Source organism: Streptomyces sp. NPDC107654 (assembly GCF_055639035.1).
Genome location: NZ_JBVKBI010000030.1, coordinates 1 through 17,904 on the forward strand (window position 1 = coordinate 1; position 17,904 = coordinate 17,904).

The window sequence follows — 17,904 nt, forward strand, 5'->3', positions numbered from 1 at the left end:
TCGGCCCGCTGCATCTGGGTCCGCAGGCAGCCCGCGACGTCGATCGGCTCGGCCGTCTCGTCGCCTTCCACGATGGTGATCCAGTCCTGGCCCGCGGGCCGGTACTGGCCCAGGTACATCGGGACCTTCGGCGCGGCGGCCTCGGCCAGGTACTGCAGGTACCGCGCCCGGTCGTCCAGGTACTCGGACACGGCCAGCTGAATGGCCCGCTCGCCGCCACCCGGCCGCTCCACGTCGGCGAGGTGCAGCAGGTCCGTGATCAGGTCCGCGATGGCGGTGGCGTCAACGGCCTTCTGGTACAGCTCCCACGCCGGTCGGGCCTGCTCGGCGACGTTCGCCGGGTTGGCCGGTGCGTCGCCGTCAATGAAGACCGGGGAGTTGTCGGGTGCACGGTCGGTCATGATCTCTCCGTTTCGTTGAGGTTCTTCGGTGTGGGCCCGGAGGCCCGGTGTCTCCCGGGGATTCCCGCCCCTTTCGACACTGCTAATTCAATCAAGTTTTGAGGTGCGAGTCAACTCTCTCGCTCCGGGAATTTGCAGGTCAGGGGCTTTTTCCATGGATTTCCCACGCCCCTCCCGGTCCGCAGCCGGACGCTCGGCCACGACGATGCGGGCAGGGCTGACCAGCTCGACGGCCTCGGCCACATCGCGGCAGCAGCCGCTCCCCCTCGGCCACGGCCGGACGGCGCGGTCTGCTCACGCTGGCGCGTCCGCGACGGCGGCAGTACGGCGCTCGGTTCAAGTCCGGCCCGGCGGACGGTACTCAGGACCCGGCCGGGCACCCCTCCCTTCCCGCCGGCCCTTGTTACGCGCACAACCGCGAGAGCCGCAGTCGGGCGGCGGCTGGTCACGTAAACCCCGGCGAGATGCCGCCCCCACTTCAACGGTGCCGTCGGGCCACAAGCCACGACAGTTCCGTGGCGCCGGCGGGACCGCCTGACCGCACCATGGGGGTCACAAAGGCCCGGCGGGACAGGATGAGCGCTTGTTGTTTCGACACAAGAGCGCTGGTCAGCCTTGCCGGTCCTCGCGCCACTCCTTCAGCGCCTTGGACAGCGTGGCGGGTGCGACGCCGACCGCAGCAGCGAACCTCGCCTGGGAAGGTGGCGGTTGTTCGGTCTCCCTCGCCCTCAGGAAGTCCTCCGCGAGGCGCCGGCGCCCGGCACGGTCCTCGGTGTACCGCCCGCGAAGCCGTTCGTGCCCCGTCCCCGCTGTGATGACGTCGGCGCGTTCGCGGTAGCCGTTCACGCTGTTCGCTGTCGGCTCGACCGCGTACGCGGAGGCGTTCACGGTGACCGCTGCGGCGTTCGCGCTCACCAGTTCGCGGCCGTCGTCAGCGGCGGCCTCGGCCGGGCTGTGCGGGATGGACACGGTGCTCCTGACGACTGTTCGCGAGGATGCGGTCGCAGGTACCGCGGACCGTTCACGGCGCGAATCGCGCAGGTCAGCGCTCGTCTGGGGTGCCTGTTCGGCGGCCGCGAACGGCAGGCGTTCACTCGCTGGCCCCCACGGTGTTCGCGGTGCCTCCATGTCGATGGGGGCACCGTTCGTGGTGGCCTGGCTGGTCAGCATGTCGTTCGCGGGCTTCGCTCCGCCACCGTGAACAGCAGTGTTCGCGGCGTTCGCGCCGTCCTCGGTGAGTGCAGGGTGCTCACGGGCGGGCGCGTCGGCGTTCGCGGTGTTCGTGGAGGCGGCGTTCGCGGCAGCCGGGGCGGCGTTCGCGATCAGGTGCGCGGGGATCGGCAGGCCCCGGCTCGCGTCGCGCATGGCCCGCATCTCGGCCGGGCGCGCCTTCTTCTTCCAGTCCTTGCCGTACCGTTCACGCATCTCGTCGCGCAGGGTGAGCCGGTCCCGCTCCAGGTCCAGCGCGGCAGCACGGGTGTAGACATCCCACAATCGCATCCGCCGCCACACGCCGAAGGTCGCGATGGGGGCGAGGACCCAGCGGGCGATGCCGAGCGGCTCGAACTCGCGGCCGTCGGCGATGCGGGCCCGGCGGGCGATGGCCCGGCGCAAGGCCTCGGTGATGACCACGACCAATCCGGGCATCGTGGCGTGCGCGGAGGCCTCGACGTAGTCCATCCACCCGGCGGAGCCGTCCGCCGGCCAGCCGCTGGAAGCGTTGAAGACGACCGTGGCCACGGTCAGCACCCACGCGAACCAGCGCAGGATCGGGGCGGGGGTGCGGATCGCGCACAGGAACAAGTCGGCGGCGATCAGGCCGATGATGCCGACGTCGATACCGAATGGGAAGACGTAGGCGAACCAGCCCCATCCCCAGTCGAGCGCGAGGTCGCGCACGGAGCGGTAGGAGCCGGTGAAGCCGATGACCGCGAGTGCCACGGCGAGGAGAGCGACGAGGACGGCGGAGGCGAGCAGCCCTCCACGGATGGGCACCAGGGCGTCACCGTCGACGGTGGTGCGGCTGGCGGGTATCGGCGGTCGTCGCTCAGCGCCGGTCACCGCGTGCGTGGTCACGGCGGGACTCTCCTCGTTCTCGTGGGCAATGGCGATCAGCACGGTACGCCGAGGGCAATGCGATTGATGCATCTGCGGCGTCGAGGCGCAGAGAACGCCCTCGCCGAAATACGGCGAGGGCGTTGAAACCGGACGAAACCTCACCTGGGTGTCCTCAGTGGCGAGTTCGCACCGCGGTGGCCGCTCCGCACGCGGCAGCTGCCACAGCGAGTGCGTTCCTGGCCGCGTCGGGATCTCCCTTGAGCATCAGGACCGGGGCTGCGGTTCCGTAGATGGCGCCTGTGAGGGCGAGGCCCGCACGGACAGCCCTACTGACGAGGCGGGCCGTTCGCGTCCAGAGGGGGAGATCGCGGCGGAGCTGCCGGCGGGCTCGGCGACGCACGCTGCGCACCCTGCGTCGGTGCAGGCCGAGTTCACGCTCAGCCTGCACCATCAAGTCGTCGAAGGATGTGCTGAGGACCAGCAGGTATGGAGAGTCCTCGCCTCGGTCGTCGTCGCTGTGCATGGCGTTCACGGGTGGTCCTTCGGGAGTGCCGGCCCGCGCCTGGGTTCGACACCCTGGGGCGGCGGGCTCCGCGCATCTGGTGCATCGGTACTGGAAAGCAGGCGGGCCGGAACTCCTCTGTGAGAGGAGTTCCGGCCCGTCTCTCCGAGGCAACTACGGACGTCACCAAGGGCAGCGGGCAGCGTCTCCGGCCACGCCGACATGGCGGGAGACGCTGCCGCCGATGTTTCCGAACGTCCCGTCTGGCGACCGGTAGTGCACCCTTAGTCGCCAGCCACGGAGATTTCTCGGCGGCTCAGCCCGCGCACTGAACCCCCTGTGGGACTGACCGGCCGGGCGGCCGGGCGGCCGGGCAAGGCCAGCAGGAAGGTCTCGATCAGCCGCCGCCCCCAGGCGACCGTCGCCAGGACGGTCGTGATGACCGCGTACCTGAGACGGTCAAGGAAACTCAACATGTTGCATCATCCTTTGTGACGATCAGAATAGTTCCGGGTAATGCTGGGCAATATCGGCTCGGTCGTTTTAGAGGCACCTCCTTCACGTTGAATCACGGCTGGTCACCGGCTGAATCCGGAAGCCGGGAGCAGCCGCCACCTGGACTCGCGGGCCGCACCGTCGTCGTTGCGGTGAGGCCCGCGAAGCGTGGAGGCGGCTACTCCTCGATCAGCACGCCGAGCTGAAGACCGACGCTTTCGGAGCGGAGCTTGCGCCGTGCGTGACGCAGGGCGTCGCGCACGGAGGCATTGGTGGTTCCGAGCGCCTTGGCGATCCATGGGGCCTTCAACCCATACGCCTCGACCAGGACGAAGACCTTCAGCTGGAAGTCGCTCAGCTCGGTACGAAGAACCTTCATTGCTTGCGCAAGCTCGACCGTGCTGGTCATATTGCTGCTGATGTGGGCCTTGGGGTCCTCCAGACGAGAGGTGTCGTCGCCGACGAAGTCCTCCGCACGGCGAGCCAGTTCCTGCATGTGCGCGACGGACTCATGCCGCGTGATCTTCCACAAATACGGAGAAATGCTGCCGTCAAGCGGCCCTGACTTCAGCCGCTGGTAGAACGCGAGTGACACCTTGGACTGGATGTCGTCCAGGTGGGCCTTCTGCGCTCCGGTGATGCTGAACGCCTGCTTCCGCACGGAGGGCGTCATCTTGAGGAATGCCTCCCACTGGCGCTGCGCCTCGGGGCTCAGCTCCTCGGGGTGAACGGCCCCGTGGGCCAGGCCACGCTGATGCGGGACCTGCCTCCTCTTCTCGTCGCTTCCGCTCATTCCCGGCCTCTCGTGCATCGTCATCGAATCGAACGAGGAACAGTTGCGGTCTGCTCACAGGCGTGAGCGCGGACCGCCACAGAGAAGCAGCCGCCGACCGAGGGAAGTGTGAGAGCCGATTGCCGAAATCACGCGGAGCCCAGATCACCGACCAGCTGTGAGCCTGAGGCCGGGTGTGGTGGGCGCGGAGAGATGCAACAGGCCCCCGCTCTGTGCGAACGGGGGCCTGTGCCGGGGCAGACGAGCAGGGCCGTCATCCAGCCCAAACGATGTCAAGCACGTACAGGTATGTACGGGGCTCGTTGATGTAATAGACGACGGTCAGCGGGCCGACGTCGGCCCGGCGCAGGCCCGGCCCCTCGGGGTCCGTGGGGTCCCACTGCGGCCATCCCCACGGCTGACGGGAGGCGATGTCGAGCACGTCGCGCACCATCTCCTGCACCTCCGGCTGGAGCTGGGCGAGCACGGCGGAGGCATTCGGGGACAGCCGTGCGGGCCAGGCCGGGGTCACCCGCGGGGCCCGATGACGTCCTCCAGGCGGACGCCGTCGGAGGTGTCCATGCCGCCCGCGAGCCACGCGGCGCCGCCGGGGCGGTATCCAGGCGGCCCCTCCACTCCCGGATCGTCTCGTGCAGCGGGGTCAGGTCAAAGGTCTGCCGGGCTGTCTCCAGGGCGTGCCCCCAGTCCCGCTCGAAGGCGGGCAGCCACTGCGCGGCGCGCTGGTGCCGGCTGATGCGCTCGCGCAGCTGCGCGGCAGCCGCTGGGGCCGGCGGCGGTGCGGGCTGGTGAACGGGCTGAGCGGTCATCACGCAGGTCCTTCCGGTGTCTGCATTCGAGTGTGGCGGGCGGCGGAGAGGGAGTCGAGAACGGCGGCGCTAGGCCTCGGCGAACAGGGTGGTGAACGGCTCGCCCTCGCCGTCGGCCTGCTGGCACTCCCACAGGGCCGTTGCCGCGCGGTCCTCCAGTTCCTGGGCGACCGCCTCGTCCAGGTGCAGCGTGCCGCTGCGGCCGGTGCCGCAACGGGGCTGGGCCCTGGTGAGCCAGGCGGGCAGCGGTTCGGGGTGGCAGGCGGCGAGGGCGGCGTGCAGAACGCCGGGCGCCGCCACGGCGACGGTCGCCGGGCGGCGGGTGGTGGTGGTCTCGCGCATGTGCTTTCCTCCCTGGCGGGCGCCGGGGCCGATGCCCGCGGCCCCGGCGCCCGCCTCGGTCGGGTCGGCCTAGTCCCCAAGCAGGTCGGCGACCTGCGGCCCGACGTACTCGTTGATGAGCCGGGCGGCGGTCTCCACGGCGAGTTGTGCGTCGTCCACCAGCTGCGCGGCGCCGCCGGAGGGGACGAACAGGTCCCAGTCCTTGGCGGGCACGAGCATCGTGGCGGACGCCAGGACGGCCGTCCGCTTGATGTGCGCGGGCGCCCACAGCTGGCGGTACGTCTCGCCGCGGCCGTACGGGGCCTCCTCCCAGTCGCCCACCTCGTAGCCGGGGCGGTGCTCGGGGGCGAGCGCCCGGTGGGGCAGCGGCACGACGACCTTCACGACCGGGTCGCCGTTCTCGTCGCGGTCGAACGTGATCGACAGGTCGGGGCGGATCTCGACGTAGCCGGGCGACATCACCGGCGGGGTGGCGATGTGCCACGCCCACGCGGTGAAGTCGGCGCGGTCGGTGCGCTCGTCCTCGTCGAGCTGGCTCTCGCGGGCACGGACGTACGAACCGAAGCGGCTGCCGCCTTGGCCGGAGTTGCGGCGGTCGTAGTCGCGGTCGACGCGGGCGAGGGTGGTCGGGGTCCAGTCGGACATGGTGCTCCTTGGGCGGTGAGGGTCAGCTGCGGAAGGGGTTGCCGAGTTCGCCGCGGGCGACGGCCCGCACGAGGGCGGCGACCTCGGCGGCCCCGGCCCTGGTGGCGGGGGCGGCGATGGAGACGACCGTGGCGCCGTCGGCGTTCATGCTGAGGTCCCAGCCGCCGTTGGGGTAGATGCCGACGACCAGGTTGGCGTCGCCGTGGTAGCCGCCGCGGGGCGTCTGGGGAAGGCGCTCGACGACCACCATGTTCAGCCGTGGACCGTCCTGCACGCTCAGGCCGGTCTCGGCGGAGGTCAGGGCCTCGACCAGGTCGCGGCGCAGGGCGACGACCTGGTCGCCGGTGCGCTCGGGGTCGGGGGCGTGGGTATAGCGGCTGGCGATGACCTCAAGCGCGCCGGAGGGCAGGTTCACCGCCCAGTCCCACTCCTTGCGTTCGACACCGTGCCGCCCGCCGGCCGCCCACAGGTCGGTCAGCAGGGCGGCGGCCTGTTGGAGCACGCTCGGCGCGTACAGGCAGCGGAGGGACGTGGCGGCCTTCTCTACGGCCGCGTACGCCTCGCTGGTGTAGGCGGGCCCCTCGGCAGTGCCGGCGGTCTGCATGGCTGTCTCACTTCCTGTCAGCTCGGCCGCAAGAGCGCTGGCCGGCTCCCGGTTCGCGCGGAGTACGGATGCCTGCCGGTCCACCGCTGCGCGGATGTCCGTGCTGAGGTCGTCGGGCTTCTCCGGCCGGTTGGCGCGGAGAATCCCGCGGAGTTCGTCCACCCTGTCGTCGCTCATGTACGTCCCTTCGTGGCGGAGCCCGGGGCCGACGGCCCCGGGCTCATGCTGTCGTGTGGTGCGGCAGTGGGGGCGGGATCGGGCACTTCCCGCCCGGGCGGGGCTACTTGGGCTCGCCCCTCGGCGCTAGACCTTCTTCAGCTCGTGGCCGTGGCAGAGGACCGGGCCGATCAGCAGGCCGATCCGGTTGACGGTCCACCGGCCGCCGGTGAGCGGCCCGGGGGCCACCTCGTCGACGATCCGCCCGGTCTTGCCGACGGCCCGGGGGTCGTCCTCGCAGGCGACGATCCGCACTGTGTCTCCGGCCTGGAACATGTCGTGGTCCTTTCGTGGCGGGTCAGGCGCCGGGCTGGCCGGCGGCGGTCCAGGCGGCGTACTCCTGGCGGACGTACGGGCGCTGGCTGGGGTCGAACTCGATCGAGTAGGGCCCGTGCGGCCCGGCGGTCATCTGGGGGTGCTGGCGGTCGAACTGGGCCAGCTCGAACGCGGCCCGGGCGGCGGCGCCCCGGGCCCCGGGCCCGGCGTCGTCGACGGCCATGCGGTCCATGAGGGCGGCCCGGCGCAGCAGGAAGACGCGGTCGGCCGCCGCGGCGTGGGGCGCGGGCGGGCCGGTGACCACGCCGTCGCGGCGGCCGTCGCGGACGGCGCCCAGCTCCATGACGTCATGCATCTCGCGGCGCAGGGCCGGGGCGTGGGCGTAGGCCTCGGACGGGGTGGGGGCGTCGAACCCGTCACCGGTGTCGGGGTTCACGGCGGTGCTCACACCGCCTCCCGGGTGGTGGCGCCGGCGGCGCAGCGGTCGCACCGCACGACGTCCTCGGGGAAGTCGTCGTCGTAGACGGCGAGCAGGTCCATCGGGCTGCGCACCGGCACCCAGGCCGGGCCGGAGCAGCCGCCCAGGCAAGGCACCTGAGCCTCGAACCCCCAGTCCATCGGGTCGGGGAACCAGGTGCGGTAGGCAACGACGATCTCGTCGCCGCCGACCGCGAGGGCGCCGATCGGGTCGTGGCCGGGGCGCAGGTGCGTCCAGTGGAAGGTCTCCGCCAGGTCCTCGCCGAAGAACCGGCGGGCCAGGACCCGGCGGGCGCGTTCGGTGTGATCGCCGTCGACCTGGTGCTCGGCGTGGACGCGGTCGACGGCGCGCTGGAGCAGCAGCCGCATCCGCATCAGCCGGGTGTCGGTGACCACGTGGTCGAACCCCTCGGCGTGCAGGCCGGGGCGGGCGAGGCTGATCTGCTGGTGCTGGCGGCGTACTTCCTCGTCGGGGACGCGCCGGTTGGCCGGGCGGCGGGAGTTGCGGTCCAGGCACTGCGGGAGCGGCGCGGTCATCACCACGGCGGCCGCGGGCATCCCGTGGGCGTGGGCGGTCTCGATAGCCCTCTTCCTGACCTCGATCCCGGTGTGGGTGGCGTCGACGACGCACGTCAGGCCGCGGGCGAGGCGCCGTTCCAGGACGGAGGTCAGCAGGAACACCGCGTCGGCGGTGGCCTCCTGGTCGCCCGCGTCGCCGGAGACGGTCCACCTGTAGGAGTCGAGTCCCAGCCGGTAGTCGGCGGGCCAGGTGCGGGCGAGGGTGGACTTGCCGGAGCCGCTCGCGCCGATCATCACGATGACGGACGGTTCGGGGATCGGGTTCATGTCGGGGTCTCTCCTGGGTCTTGGGTTCGGAGGGCCCCGGGGGCGGCCGGTGTGCTCCTGGCCGGGATGGCGGCCGCGCCCCGGGGGTCGTGCGGTGGGTGCGGGGCGGTCAGCTGACGGCGGCCAGCCGCGGCGCGTCCTCGCGCTGGCGCCAGGCGTCCAGGACCTTCTTCGGGATGCGCGCCCGGTCCGGCACGTCGTAGCCGTGCTCGCGGGCCCACGCCCGGACGACGCTGGGCTCGTAGTCCCGCTCCGGCCGCTTGCGCTTGGCGCCGGCGGGCTCGGGCTGGAGCGTGTTCTTGCGGGCGCGCAGGGCGGCGAGGCGTTCCTCCAGCTGGTTCTCCTCGCTGGAGATCTTCTCCAGCTCGGCGTCGACGGTGCGGCGCTCGCTGAGCGCGGCGAGGACGGCGGCGGCCTGCTCGCCGTCGGTGCGGACCTTGGCGTCGTCGTGGGCGGCGGCCCACTTCAGCAGGGCGGCGACCTCGGGCATGGCCTCGGTGATCGGCGCGGGCGCCGGGGCCGGGGCGGGCTGTCCGGACTCCTGCTCGGCGGCGGTGATGATGGCGGTGACCTCTTCCTCGGAGACGTTCAGCTCGGCGGAGATCTTGTCGGTGCTGTAGCCGTCCCGGTGCATGGACCGGACCACGGCGTCGTAGGCGTTCACCTGGGTGTTCTCCTTGCTGCGGGGGTGGATTCGACGGGGCGGAAGCTGGGGGGCGGGCGGCCGGACGACGTCCGGCCGCACCTCGTCCAGGAGGCGCCGGAGGGCGGCGATCGTCATGCCGCGAGGCGCAGGCGCTGCGGGAGGCCGCGCAGGACGGCGAACGCCGGGGCCAGCAGCAGGCGGCGGCCGCGACGAGTGCGGCCCTTGACCCGGTACATGGCCTGGTCGGCGGCCTTGAGCGCGGCCGACAGGGTCGGCTCGGACAGAGCGGCGAGCCGGGCGGCGCCGATGGAGGCGCCGACGCTCAGCCGCACGCCCTGGTGCTCGACGGGCTGGCGCAGCAGCTCCGCGAGGTCGGCGAGCCGGTCGTCCAGGCGGGCGTCGTCCTCGACGACGGCCACGAACTCGTCTCCCCCGAGCCGCCCGGCGACTCCGTGGGCGCCGCACCAGGCCGTCAGCCGCTCCCCCGCGGCCGCGAGGACGGCGTCGCCGACCGCGTGACCGTGCACGTCATTGACGGGCTTGAAGCCGTCCAGGTCTGCAAGGAGGACCGCGGCGCGGGGGCGGCGGCGGATGATCCGCTCGGCCCGGCGCGTCCAGCCGTCACGGGTCCACAGCCCGGTCAGCGGGTCGTGGCGGGAGCGGTCCAGACGCCGGTGGAGGCGGCTGGCGTGCAGCGCCCAACCGGCTGCCAGGGCGAGGACGGCGAGGGCCTGGGTGATGTCCACCGCGTTCGTCATGCCGCCCGCCTCATCGCGTTGCGGCGCACGGCGTTGCGCTCGGTGCGGCTCATGCCGCCCCAGATGCCCTCACCGGCCAGGTGCGGGTTGGCCAGGGCCCAAGCCCGGCAGTCGGCCAGGACGGGGCACGTGTGGCAGAAGGCCTTGGGGGGACCGGCGTTGACGCCCTGCTCGGGGAACCAGAAATCCGGGTCCTGGCGGCACGGCTCGTCACCGGTCATCTCCGGGTAGGGCACCGACGGGTCGGCCAGCGGAATCGCGATGACCGGAGGCGGCTTTCCGTCTGTCTTCTGGGTCATGATGGGCACTGCCCTTTCCTCTTCTGGGGGTTCGGGTGGCCCGGGGCGGGCGACCTGCTTGGTCGTGGGTGCCGCCCGCCCCGGGGCGGATCTACAGCAGGTCGTCGTGCCAGATGACCTTTATGGCGTCGACGTCGGCGACGGCACCGCAGCGGTGCCGGACCGCGTCCTCGGTGGCGACGTCCTCGCGGACCTTCTCGACCACGTCGCCGCGGCCGGGGAAGCGCGACGCCGGGTACGTGAACCACTGGACGCCGGTCCGGGACTGCTCGCCCGGGGTGCGGGTCGGGATCTCAACCGCCCAATGCGCCATGAGGTTCACCTCCTTCTTGCTCTGTTCCGGATACCGGGGCTGTCCCGGCTCCCCTTGCCGCCCCGCTCCCCCGGGCCGGGCGGCGCGGGCAGCCGTCAGCGCAGGGTCTTGGCGAGGCGGGCGACGTCGCAGTCGCACGCACCGCCGTGGGTCATGGCGTGCAGCTCCTCGACGGTCCAGCCGCTGGTCTGCTCGGGGCGGCCCTGGTAGGCGTAGGCCTGTCCGGCGCCGGCCGGGGCCTGGACGCCGTACGGGTAGGTGCTGAAGGCCCACCCGGTGACGTGGATCTCGCGGCTGCGGGTGGTGACGCTGCCGATCCGCTCGATCCTGAGCTTCGCGGCGGTGCGCTGGCGCTCCGCCGTACGCCGGTCAGCGTGCTCGGCGAGCTGCCGGTCGCGCCGGTCCAGGTCCCGCTGGTGGGCGGCGGCGAGGTCGGCGCGCTGCTGTTCGGCAAGCCGGGGTCCCCGGCACTGCTCGGCGGTGTGGCCGGTGACCTCGTGACCGGAGGCCCGGGTGCACCAGCTGCACGCCGGGGGCACCCGGAGCGTGCGCACGGCCGCCTGCAACAGGCTCAGCAGGACCGCGCCCAAGGCGACCCACAACGCAGCGGTGACCACGGCGTTCAGCCCTCCTCGGCGCGCGCGCCGGCGGCGGCCATCTGGGCGGTGACCGACTCCACGACCTCCCACACCCGGGCCCCGGCGGCGGCCCCGTACTCGGGGGCGACGAGGGTGACCCGTACGGCGCGGAAGACGTCGTCCAGGGCGCCGCGGCCGATCCCCCGCCAGATGGTGTGCCGAAGGTTGGCGTCGTCGATGTAGCCGCCGAAACCGGTGTAGGGCTTCCCGCCGCGCAGGGTGACGACGATGCCCCGCTCGCCGGTGTCCAGCCTGTCGGCGACCTCGTACTCCAGGCCCGCCTTCTCGGCAGCGTCGACCAGGGCACGCAGCAGGTCGTAGTTGCGGACGAAGCCCTCGACGGCGGCCCTCTGCTGCCAGATCTGGCCGTCGAACCCCTCCACGGGGTCGACGCCGGGCTGGGAGGCGATGGTGACGTACCCGGCGCGGTTGGCGGCCGCGAGCGTCGGGATCAGCTCGCGGGTCTCCTCGTCGGGCCCCCAGTTGGGCTGGTAGCCGGGCCAGCTGGCGACGTGTCCCTCCAGCCAGAGGGCCATGAGCCCTCCGAGCTGACCGAGGTCCTGCGCCGACTTCCAGCGGTTCCGGTCGAGACGGCTCATCCAAGGCAGTCGGATCTTCACGGGGTTCTCCAGACGTTGAACGGACGAGTGGGTGCGCGGTGGTGCTGGCCGGATCTCCAAGGGCCGCGTGCCGGGACGCGACCCAAGGGCTACCGGTCAGCTGGTGAGCGCGGCCTCGGCGTCGGTGTCCTCGGCGGCCGGGGCCGCCTCCGCCTCGGCATCCGGCTCGGGAAGCTCGCCGGCGGCGGCCGGGCGGGGCAAGCGCTCGCCCCGGCTGACCAGGGCGGCGTCCAGGTAGCGAGCCGCCTCCTCCTCGGTGACCTCCATCCCGTACCGGCCGAAGGCCAGGGCCACGAGGTCGGTGGGGGCGGCGGGCTGCTCGAAGGGGCTGACCAGGATGGACGCCAGACCCAAGAGGCGCTGGTGCCGCACGCGCTGCTGGTGCTTCTTTCCGAACATGGATGGGATCTCCTTTACGAATCGGCAGGTCAGGCGGTGCGGCGCTCGTCGTCGGTGTTCTTGACGACGTGCAGGGGCGGGAGCTGGCCGGAGGCGCGGAGCATGCCGATCGGGTCGAGCGGGCCGTCGGCGAGCGCGGCGCGGTGGGCGATGGCCTCCTCCATCGCGGCGGCCGCCGCGGACTGCTGGCGGGCCACCTCGATCCGGGAGTTGGCGTTGATCTCCGCGATGGTGATGTCCGCGGAACGGTCCACCTTGAGCGCGGCCATCTCGTTGGCGTGCGCGGTGGCCACCCGGCGGTCGTCGCGGCGGGAGCGGGCGATCAGGACGCTGGATACGATGACGGCGACGATCCAGATGATCAGCGCCGGGGCGATCGGGTCGGAGTAGACGGCGACCGACAGGGCGCCGAAGGTCAGCGCCATCGACGAGAACACCGCGCTGGCGGTCTCCTCGTCGTTCTTGACGGCGAAGTAGCCGGAGGCGGCCCCGAAGGCCAGCATCAGCCCGGCGGCGCCGACGCTGTGCTCGGCGCCCTGGGCGTTCCAGATCCGGGCCAGGGTCAGCAGCGTGCCGGCGGCCACGGTGGTGCCCGCGTAGGCGCGGTGCTCGCTCAGGAACTCGGCGGGACTCTTCGGCGCGGGCATCTGGCCGGGGGCCGGGGGCTGCTTGGACATCGGGGCTCCTCGCGGGCGGGTCAGTCGGTGGAGTCGGGGGTGTCGGTCGTGGCCCGGGCCGCGGCCTGGGCGCGGTGCTCGATCAGCTGGCGGCGCACGTACTCGCGCTTGAAGCCGATGGCGTCGCAGGCCTCGGTCTGCTTGACCTCGCCGCTGTCGATCGCGGCGGCGACGTCGGCCCAGAAGTCGAACTCGGCGTCGGCCTTGCGCTGGTCGCGGGTGGCCTTCGCGGCCGCCAGGCGCTGCTGGACCTGCTGCACGCGCCGGGCCTTGTCGGTCTCGGGCTTGGGCATGTCGGGGGCTCCTTCGGGATGGGGGAGGATGGGTTCTCCTCCTGCTCCGGTCTGGAGCGGGTTCGGAGCCCGGGGCGGCCGACTGACCTTGGCCGGGATGGCGGCCGCCCCGGGGCGAAGTCACTCGCTGAGGTCGCGGTGTCCCAGCGACTCGGCGGCGGCGCGGACCAGGGCGGCGGTGTCGCTGAGCGCGGACGCCTCCTCCATCTCGCCGTCCTGGGCGTACGCGCTGCGCAGCTGCACGGTCAGCCCGTGCAGGGCGGGCAGGACCTCGCTGGTCTGGAGCGCGAGCCGGATGTCGTCGTAGTCCGCGCCGTTGGTGATGTCCTCGGCGTTGGCCCGCAGCGCCGTGGTGACGTCCCACAGGTCGTCGCCGTCACGGCTGTCCGGGTCGATCCAGTCGGCGACGTCGTACGCGGCCGCCTCGATCAGCCGGGCGGTCCCCCACGCGGCCAGGATCAGCAGGATCGCCCTGTTGGAGGTGATGTTGAGGACGCTGGTGAACTCGACGACGTCGTTGACCATCCAGGCGAGGACACCGGCGGCGACGACGCCGACGCCGACGCTCCCGGCGTGGTCGCCCACCAGGCGCAGGACGCGGACGGTGAGGCGCAGGGCCCGGAGGGCGCGGCCGCGGAGGTCGCTGGAGTTGAGGTGCTGGATCGCGGTCATGAGCGGGGATTCCTTCCCGTCGGGTGCGGCTCCTGGTCGGTGCCGCACTCTCAGAATGCCTACTTTTTGTAGGCCTATCTACTGTGTGCCCACTATTTGTAGGCGTCTTTTTGTTTCCGCTGGTCAGGCCGCGTTGGCGACCGGGACGGCGGGGGCGGGGATCGTGGCGTGGGCGGCGGCCGCGAGGCGGGCGACGAGTTCGTGTGCGAACTCGCCCGCCTCGACCAGGGCGTCGGCGAGGTCGGAGTCGCCGAGCGCCACGGCGGTGGTGGTCAGCGCGTCCAGGTAGACGGCGATGTCGTAGGCGTCGCCGCGCAGGTCGATCAGGCCGGGCTGGTAGGCGGCCGCGCTGCTGAGGCGGGCGGCGCCGGCCAGGTGCTCGGGCATGCGCTCCTCGGTCAGCTCCTCGATCTGCCGGTCGAGCGCGGCCGCGAGCTGCTCGGTGCTCTCGTGCGCCCACGTCTTGCCCATGAGACGGGCGGCCAGGGCGGTGAGCTTGGAGGGGACGTTCACGGGTGGCTCCTTCGTCGGGTCGGGTCCGGCCGGGTGACCGGGCGCTCCCGCCGGGCCCCGGACTCTGTGAGTCCCGAAGTGCGGGAGTCACGGAGTCCGGAACCAGCGGGGGCGCCGGGGCTACTTGCTGGTGGTGCTGGTGGGGCGGCGCTCGTCCTTGCCCTGGCGGGCGCGCTCCGCGCGGCGCTCGGCGGCCTCCAGGGCGGCGGCGGCCGGTCCGGCGCACTCCGTGCAGGGGACCGAGATCCCGGGGGCGGTGATCTGGCCGCTGTCGTCGCAGACCAGGCACTTCGGTCCCTTCTCGGGGGCCTGGATGCCGTACGCCTTGCGGTAGGCGGAGACCGGCGGCGTCTTCGGGGGCTTCGGCGCCGGGCGCCGGCGGGAGGCCTTGACCGGCTCGACGCCTCCGGCCTGCATCGCCCAGGCCGTGCGCAGGACGGCGGCCACCGGGCGCATCGCCTCGTTGCGGACCCGCTTGCCGACCTGCTTCTTGACCTTGCGGATCTTCCGGCGGGCCTTGGCCTTCGCCTTGCGCTTCCCGTACTTGGCGATCTCGACCGCGGCGGTGCGCAGCTCCTTGGCGTAGTCGATCGGCGGGGGCGGCTCCTCGCCGAATCCGGCCTCGATCAGCCACAGCCAGTCGTACTCCTGGCTCCCGGCGCGGAAGCGGCAGTACGCCATCCACTGGGAGACGTCCACGCGGGTCTCGACCCAGGTGTGCCCGACCGGGCAGGCGGCCTCCACCACGGCGTCCACGCCGCTCTTGTAGGCCAGCCGGAGCCCGGTGTCGGCTTCGCACACGGGGCAGGCGATCACGGTCGGAATCCACACCCGGCGCCACGTGTGCTCGGGGTCCTCGACGACGTAGCGGAAGGGGCGCTCGAAAGCCAGGTAGTGATCACCGTTGTCGGGGCTGAGGGCCCGCCACGGGCTGAGCGGCATCGGATCTCCTCGGGGGAACATTTGTGATCTTCCGGACGTAACAGAGGCGGAACTAGGGGAAACGTGCAGGTCAGGGCCTTGGAACAGGCCCGGAACAGGGGCCGGGGAGGGGGAACATGTTCCGGCCCGAAGCGGGGGTTCCGGCCCTGTTCCGGGCCGGTTCCCCCTCGCTGACCTGCATGTTTCCGGGTGTTCCGGAAGCGGATCAGCTCCCGTCGGCCTCGCCGACGAGCCCCTTGAGGTCGCGCAGGCGGTAGCCCTTGACCGTGCTCTTGGCGCCCTTGGGCCGGTAGGACTCCTTGGCCCACTTCTGGCCCCGCGGGGCCAGCACCTTGTCGAGCACCAGGGCCAGGACGGCGCCCTTGGTCATCTGCGGTCCGTCGCCGGTGGCGAACTTCTCCAGGTCCCACGTCTCGGGCTGGACCCCGTGCAGAGCGTCGAACAGCTCGTCCTCGGTCAGGCCGCTCGGGTCACCGAGGGACCGGTAGATCGAGCGGATCACCTGGAGGAGGACCGGCAGCTTCTCCTCCTGGTCCTCGTCCTCGTCGCCGTCCCACGGGTCGCCGCCGCCCGGGTTGGGCAGGACGACGCCGGGGGCGAAGGCCTTCGACGCGGCGTCCAGCTCGCACATCCCGGCCGCGGCCCGCTCGGTGGCCCGGCGGTCGGCCTCGTCGTCGCTGGTGATGCAGGCCCGGTACGGGATCGGCTCGCAGTAGTCGCCGCCCGCCATCACGTACGCCACGGAGGCGTCGTTGACGGCGTCGCCCATCGCGGGCAGCAGCCGGTCCGGCCGCCATCCCTGGGCCATCGCGCCGCCGCCGGCGATCTGCACGATGTCGTCCTTGTCGCACGCGCACATCACCTGGACCGGGAGTTCGGCCAGCCACATGTTCGCGCCCACCCGGTCGCGGGTGACGCCCTGCGAGGCGATCTCCACGCCCACGTCGGACTTCAGCGAGGTGAGGTTGATCTGCTTGACCAGCTCATCAAGCCGGAGCGGCTTCTCCTCGCCCTCCTCGGGCTCGGGGAAGGTCTCGCTCTTGGCCGCCATCACCAGGGCCGGGAATTCGTCGATAACGACGGTAATTCCGGGGCGCTCCGGGCTGGCTTCCCAATTCAGACCCATTCCGAGCCGGTCAAACAGCTTCGGCCGACCCATTCCCACCGCGAGGGCCCATTCGAGAACAACGCGGGCCTCCTTCGGCGTCCGGGCGACCGCCGACATGCACTTGCGGTAGGGGCCGAATCCCGATCCGTACGAACCCAGGTCGATGCCGACGATGATCCGGTCACTGGTCGCGGTGAGCGCGTCCAGGCGGGCCCGCAGCATCGTCGACTTCCCCGAGCGGGACTTGCCGATGTACGCGGCGCTGGTCCGCTTGCCCGGAAGGGCCAGGGGACGGCCGGACATGTCGGCACCGAACTGCGCCTTGTGCAATTCGTGGGTGGTGACCGACTTCGGCGCCCGGTACGGCAATTCCGGAACGGCCTTCCACGGGTCGTCACCCGGAATACGCAGCACGCATTCATTGCGGGCCTGGGCCGACTGCTGCAACAGCGCGGAATTCGTCCGCACGCCCGGCAGGCACGCCTCCAACAGATCCAGGTTCGCGGACAGCTTCTCCGGCGTCTGATTCTTGAGCACGACCACGATCTCGAAGCCCCAGTTGCGCGGGCGGATCTGCAAGGAGTGGACGGCAACGCCGATCTCCTTCGTCAGCGCCTCGTGCAGCATCGCCTCGAAGGCCCGCGGCGTCATGCCCATCTCGAAGCGGTCCGGCAGACCGGCCTCGGTGCGCTCCAGCTCCTCCAGCTCCTCCGGCGACATGTCCGGACGGCGGCCGACCCGGGCCAGCACCGCGAGGTTGGCGAGCAGCCCGGCGCTCAACCCGATCAGGCCGTCCATGAACACGAACCCCGCGACGTCGATCCCCGCCATCGGCAGGTACGCGGCCGCCGCCCGCTGGAGGAACTTGCTGCGGGCCGTGGAGACCGCCGCGGTCGCCTGGACCAGGGCCATCGACGACTCCTGCTGCGCGACGTCGGCCGCCTTCTTCTTCGCGTCCCGCGAGAGCAGCGCGAACTGGGCCCGGCGGGCCGCCCGCTCCGCCTCCCGGGCGAGCATCTCGGCACGGCGCTTGGCCGCGTCGGCGTTCTGGCCCTCAACCCCGCGCACCCAGCGGTGCACGCGCGCCCCGCCGCGGATCGTGGTGGGGACGATGCCGCGCGGCGTCCACTGCCGCGACGCCCACCGGCGGACCCGGCGCCGGGCCTGGCGCTGGACGTACGCGCGCCGGGCGGTGCGGCCCTCCGGGGTGCGGAGCGACGGGTGAATCCACGGCGCGTCACCCTCCGCGTCCTCCCCCAGCTCCCACTCGCGGGCCGGGATCACCTTGCCCTCGACCGGAGCGGCCGCGGGGGCGGCGGGCTTGGTCATGTCGACGCGGGCCGCCGGCGGGGCGGGCTCGGGAACCGTGGTGCCGGAGACCTCGGGCTCGCCCTCGGCGAAGTCCTCGACGAAGGGCAGTCGGATCACCTTCGCCACAGCCTCGTCGCGGCCGGTCTTCACGGTCCGCTCGTCGGTCTCGGTCATGCTGGTCTCGCCTCCTTCTGGGGGTGGTGCGAGACGGGGACGGCCATCGTCTTGGTCGGTGAGGGACCGGCCCCGTCTCG

General features: G+C 72.1%; 24 protein-coding genes and 1 pseudogene. All 25 read right to left on the reverse strand.

What is annotated here, in order from left to right; all coding sequences use genetic code 11:
* A partial coding sequence (locus ACZ7N4_RS34265) for a hypothetical protein (protein ID WP_471366671.1) occupies positions 1–401 on the reverse strand: 401 nt, incomplete at its 3' end.
* Between the two features lie 609 nt (positions 402–1,010).
* Positions 1,011–2,621 (reverse strand): DUF2637 domain-containing protein, encoded by a 1,611-nt coding sequence (locus ACZ7N4_RS34270; protein WP_471366674.1) that lies wholly within the window; start codon positions 2,619–2,621, stop codon positions 1,011–1,013.
* Positions 2,622–3,245: 624 nt separating this feature from the next.
* Entirely contained in the window at positions 3,246–3,437 is a 192-nt protein-coding gene (locus ACZ7N4_RS34275) for a hypothetical protein (RefSeq protein ID WP_471366678.1), read from the reverse strand.
* Between the two features lie 197 nt (positions 3,438–3,634).
* Positions 3,635–4,273, reverse strand: coding sequence for a sigma-70 family RNA polymerase sigma factor (locus ACZ7N4_RS34280; RefSeq protein WP_471366681.1), 639 nt, complete (start codon positions 4,271–4,273; stop codon positions 3,635–3,637).
* Between the two features lie 229 nt (positions 4,274–4,502).
* Complete coding sequence (locus ACZ7N4_RS34285) at positions 4,503–4,715, reverse strand: hypothetical protein (protein WP_471366909.1); 213 nt, start codon at positions 4,713–4,715, stop codon at positions 4,503–4,505.
* Positions 4,716–4,881: 166 nt separating this feature from the next.
* Positions 4,882–5,055, reverse strand: a pseudogene (locus ACZ7N4_RS34290) (DUF6247 family protein); the annotation flags it as partial.
* A gap of 69 nt (positions 5,056–5,124) precedes the next feature.
* On the reverse strand, positions 5,125–5,397 hold the full coding sequence (locus ACZ7N4_RS34295) for a hypothetical protein (protein WP_471366684.1): 273 nt from the start codon (positions 5,395–5,397) through the stop codon (positions 5,125–5,127).
* A gap of 69 nt (positions 5,398–5,466) precedes the next feature.
* Positions 5,467–6,042 carry a hypothetical protein gene (locus ACZ7N4_RS34300; RefSeq protein WP_471366687.1) on the reverse strand — a complete coding sequence of 192 codons (576 nt, stop codon included), beginning with the start codon at positions 6,040–6,042 and terminating at the stop codon, positions 5,467–5,469.
* A gap of 22 nt (positions 6,043–6,064) precedes the next feature.
* Positions 6,065–6,823, reverse strand: coding sequence for a hypothetical protein (locus tag ACZ7N4_RS34305; RefSeq protein ID WP_471366690.1), 759 nt, complete (start codon positions 6,821–6,823; stop codon positions 6,065–6,067).
* A 126-nt stretch (positions 6,824–6,949) separates the two neighbouring features.
* Entirely contained in the window at positions 6,950–7,138 is a 189-nt protein-coding gene (locus tag ACZ7N4_RS34310) for a hypothetical protein (RefSeq protein WP_471366694.1), read from the reverse strand.
* A 22-nt stretch (positions 7,139–7,160) separates the two neighbouring features.
* On the reverse strand, positions 7,161–7,586 hold the full coding sequence (locus ACZ7N4_RS34315; RefSeq protein WP_471366697.1) for a hypothetical protein: 426 nt from the start codon (positions 7,584–7,586) through the stop codon (positions 7,161–7,163).
* On the reverse strand, positions 7,583–8,461 hold the full coding sequence (locus ACZ7N4_RS34320) for an AAA family ATPase (RefSeq protein WP_471366700.1): 879 nt from the start codon (positions 8,459–8,461) through the stop codon (positions 7,583–7,585). Before ACZ7N4_RS34320 ends, ACZ7N4_RS34315 begins: the two co-directional genes overlap by 4 nt.
* Positions 8,462–8,570: 109 nt before the next feature.
* Positions 8,571–9,242 (reverse strand): Lsr2 family DNA-binding protein, encoded by a 672-nt coding sequence (locus ACZ7N4_RS34325; RefSeq protein ID WP_471366703.1) that lies wholly within the window; start codon positions 9,240–9,242, stop codon positions 8,571–8,573.
* Positions 9,239–9,865: a GGDEF domain-containing protein gene (locus ACZ7N4_RS34330; RefSeq protein ID WP_471366706.1), complete on the reverse strand. Its 627-nt coding sequence runs from the start codon at positions 9,863–9,865 to the stop codon at positions 9,239–9,241. The genes ACZ7N4_RS34325 and ACZ7N4_RS34330 overlap by 4 nt, the downstream gene beginning before the upstream one ends.
* Positions 9,862–10,164, reverse strand: a complete 303-nt coding sequence (locus tag ACZ7N4_RS34335) for a WhiB family transcriptional regulator (protein ID WP_471366710.1) — start codon at positions 10,162–10,164, stop codon at positions 9,862–9,864. The genes ACZ7N4_RS34330 and ACZ7N4_RS34335 overlap by 4 nt, the downstream gene beginning before the upstream one ends.
* 91 nt (positions 10,165–10,255) lie before the next feature.
* Positions 10,256–10,477, reverse strand: coding sequence for a hypothetical protein (locus tag ACZ7N4_RS34340; protein WP_471366713.1), 222 nt, complete (start codon positions 10,475–10,477; stop codon positions 10,256–10,258).
* Between the two features lie 95 nt (positions 10,478–10,572).
* Positions 10,573–11,094 (reverse strand): hypothetical protein, encoded by a 522-nt coding sequence (locus ACZ7N4_RS34345; protein WP_471366716.1) that lies wholly within the window; start codon positions 11,092–11,094, stop codon positions 10,573–10,575.
* A gap of 5 nt (positions 11,095–11,099) precedes the next feature.
* On the reverse strand, positions 11,100–11,714 hold the full coding sequence (locus tag ACZ7N4_RS34350) for a DUF6919 domain-containing protein (protein WP_471366719.1): 615 nt from the start codon (positions 11,712–11,714) through the stop codon (positions 11,100–11,102).
* A 117-nt stretch (positions 11,715–11,831) separates the two neighbouring features.
* On the reverse strand, positions 11,832–12,134 hold the full coding sequence (locus ACZ7N4_RS34355; RefSeq protein WP_471366723.1) for a hypothetical protein: 303 nt from the start codon (positions 12,132–12,134) through the stop codon (positions 11,832–11,834).
* A gap of 29 nt (positions 12,135–12,163) precedes the next feature.
* Positions 12,164–12,811 (reverse strand): hypothetical protein, encoded by a 648-nt coding sequence (locus ACZ7N4_RS34360; RefSeq protein WP_471366726.1) that lies wholly within the window; start codon positions 12,809–12,811, stop codon positions 12,164–12,166.
* Positions 12,812–12,831: 20 nt separating this feature from the next.
* Entirely contained in the window at positions 12,832–13,104 is a 273-nt protein-coding gene (locus ACZ7N4_RS34365) for a hypothetical protein (protein WP_471366728.1), read from the reverse strand.
* A 120-nt stretch (positions 13,105–13,224) separates the two neighbouring features.
* Positions 13,225–13,776, reverse strand: coding sequence for a hypothetical protein (locus ACZ7N4_RS34370; RefSeq protein ID WP_471366730.1), 552 nt, complete (start codon positions 13,774–13,776; stop codon positions 13,225–13,227).
* Positions 13,777–13,899: 123 nt separating this feature from the next.
* Positions 13,900–14,289, reverse strand: coding sequence for a hypothetical protein (locus tag ACZ7N4_RS34375; RefSeq protein WP_471366733.1), 390 nt, complete (start codon positions 14,287–14,289; stop codon positions 13,900–13,902).
* A gap of 120 nt (positions 14,290–14,409) precedes the next feature.
* On the reverse strand, positions 14,410–15,231 hold the full coding sequence (locus tag ACZ7N4_RS34380) for a hypothetical protein (RefSeq protein WP_471366736.1): 822 nt from the start codon (positions 15,229–15,231) through the stop codon (positions 14,410–14,412).
* A gap of 205 nt (positions 15,232–15,436) precedes the next feature.
* Complete coding sequence (locus ACZ7N4_RS34385; protein ID WP_471366739.1) at positions 15,437–17,824, reverse strand: hypothetical protein; 2,388 nt, start codon at positions 17,822–17,824, stop codon at positions 15,437–15,439.
* Between the last annotated feature and the right edge of the window lie 80 nt (positions 17,825–17,904).